The organism is Frankia sp. AgKG'84/4, assembly GCF_023242965.2.
Classification (GTDB): Bacteria; Actinomycetota; Actinomycetes; order Frankiales; family Frankiaceae; genus Frankia.
This window is the reverse complement of record NZ_JALKFU020001280.1, coordinates 1-2,246: the sequence shown is the minus strand read 5'-3', so window position 1 is coordinate 2,246 and position 2,246 is coordinate 1. Positions and strand designations below refer to the sequence as shown.

The following is a 2,246-nucleotide window of genomic DNA, read 5'->3' as shown; positions in this document are numbered from 1 at the left end:
GCCGCGCCACTGCACCCGCGGCGCTACACCACCCGCGGCGCTACTCCACCCGCGGCGCTACTCCACCCGGCCGCGGATGAGCCGCGCGGTCTCCTGCGCGATCCGGCTCAGCGACTCCTGCGGCAGGTCGCGTTCCGCGGTGGACGCGCTGACCTGCGGGCCCGGCCGCAGGGCGAGGTAGCCGCCGGCGGCGAGCAGCGCGCCGATCACCGGCGCCACGATGAACAGCCAGAGCTGGCTCAGCGCCCAGCCACCGACGAAGACCGCCGGTCCCAGCGAACGCGCCGGGTTCACCGACGTCCCGTCCAGCGGGATGCTGATCAGATGGCACAGGGTGAGCACCAGGCCGATGGCGAGACCGGCGAACCCGAACGGTGCCCGGACGTCCGTCGCGCCGAGCACGGTGAACACCAGCAGGGCGGTGAGCAGGATCTCGGCGAGGAAGACGCCACCGAGACCGAAGCCGCCGGGTGAGTGTGTGCCGTAGCCGTTGGCGCCCAGCCCGCCGATGCCGGGTGAGTAGCCGGCCGGCCCCGAGTCCGCCAACAGCAGCACCGTGCCCGCGGCCACGATGGCCCCGACGCACTGCGCGACGACATAGCCGACGGCATGCCGTGGCTCGATCTTCCGGCACACCAGCAGCCCCAGGGTGACCGCCGGGTTGATGTGGCAACCGGAGATCGGGCCGATCACGTACACGAGCACGAGGAGCGAGAGCCCGAACGCGAAGGCTATGCCCAGCACGCCCACCGCGCTCCTGGCGAGCACCGCGGTGCCCACTCCTCCGAGGACCAGCACGAATGTTCCGAATGCTTCGACCAGGTATCTCCGCACGCGGCACCCCCTCCGCCGCCGGGACGCCCGCACGACCGGGACCAGGTTGACGGACGTCCATCCATCTACTCCGAGTGCCCGAATGGTTTCACAGGGTGCCTAAATGTGCCAGCCGATCACGGTGTCGCGGGCGGCGGAATCGAAATGCCGCAATTCGAGCTTCCCGCCCGGATTAACACCCGTGCCGGTCGTCCTTTTCGTCCGCACCGGTATCGCCGCCATTCGCCCGAGCGCGGGACCGGCCGGCGCGACCGCGAACCGCCAGGCTTTACTCATAAGCCGCAGCCGCTGATGAAACACGTCGCTTTTCGCACCTCAATGTGGCGCCGACTCTCACGCCCCGCTACTCCGGTGACGGCGCGACGGCCGAGCCGAATCGGCGTCAGCCCGGGACGGGGTCGTCCGAGGCCGCGCCGCGGCCGGCGGACCGGGCGGGGATCTCGTCGCCGTACTCCAGGTAGCCGGCCCGCCGCGGGGTGCACCGCAGCCCGGCGGCGGCGCTCACGCGCCGCGCGTGCAGCGGCGGCAGCAGCCCGCCCACCTCGGCCACCGGCACGAACGCGAAGTTGACCAGCTCGTTCTGGTCCAGCTGGATGCGCTCCCGCCAGGTCGCGGGCAGCAGGCCGCCGTCGAAGACGAACAGCAGCATCTCCCCCTCCAGCCAGCCGTCCTTGGGACGCGGCGCCCAGTCGACGGCGAGGAGGCCACCGATTGGCGGAGTGATGCCGAGTTCCTCCTCGACCTCCCGGACGCAGGCGGCGTACGGCGACTCTCCCGGCTCGACGAAACCTCCGGGGATGTCCCATCCGGGCTTGTAGGACGGCTCGACCAGCAGCACCCGCCCGTCGTCATCGAAGAACAGGGCTCCGGCCGCCGCGAAGGGCCGGGCCATCGGCGGGAACTCCTCGACCGCCGTCGCCCGCGTGACGACGGGCGTGTCCCCGACCGTCGGGTATGCCGGCGCCGCGTCCGACGGGCGCTGCGAGCGTCCGTTGGCATGCTCGCCGTTGGGGGATCTACATCCGCTCGTCATCCTGGTACCCCCACGATCCTCATTCACGTCCGTCATCATCTGGCTTAGAACTGACGATCAGGCGACCGGCTACGAAGCGGATCGCGCGAGCGGCTCCTCCGCAACACCCGACCACGAAATGGCCTGCGTCGCCAGCGATTCGCCGGGCCGTCGCGGGAGACCACACACTGGAAGCCAGCAAAGTTCGATCCGTTCGCAAAGCATGAGACCGGCAGTTAATTCGGCGAGAAGCCCATCGGTCTCGCCCACGTTGGAGATCTGACGCCCACCCGCCTGGAACATGGTCGACACACGCCGGGGTCCCTCCTGTCCCGGACGGCGCCGACCGGCGACACCATCGACCTCGCCCGGGACAACCACCATCAGGCCGCCTCGCGCC

Annotated in this window: 3 protein-coding genes; all 3 read right to left on the bottom strand. The window is 70.6% G+C overall.

The window, feature by feature from the left end:
• Positions 1–57: 57 nt before the first annotated feature.
• The 3 genes from MXD58_RS29640 to MXD58_RS29630 all read right to left on the bottom strand — a co-directional run bounded on the left by MXD58_RS29640 (position 58) and on the right by MXD58_RS29630 (position 1,894).
• Complete coding sequence (locus MXD58_RS29640; protein ID WP_248840509.1) at positions 58–834, bottom strand: MIP family channel protein; 777 nt, start codon at positions 832–834, stop codon at positions 58–60.
• Positions 835–933: 99 nt separating this feature from the next.
• Positions 934–1,134, bottom strand: coding sequence for a hypothetical protein (locus tag MXD58_RS29635; RefSeq protein WP_248840510.1), 201 nt, complete (start codon positions 1,132–1,134; stop codon positions 934–936).
• Positions 1,135–1,216: 82 nt separating this feature from the next.
• Entirely contained in the window at positions 1,217–1,894 is a 678-nt protein-coding gene (locus MXD58_RS29630; protein WP_248840511.1) for an NUDIX domain-containing protein, read from the bottom strand.
• Between the last annotated feature and the right edge of the window lie 352 nt (positions 1,895–2,246).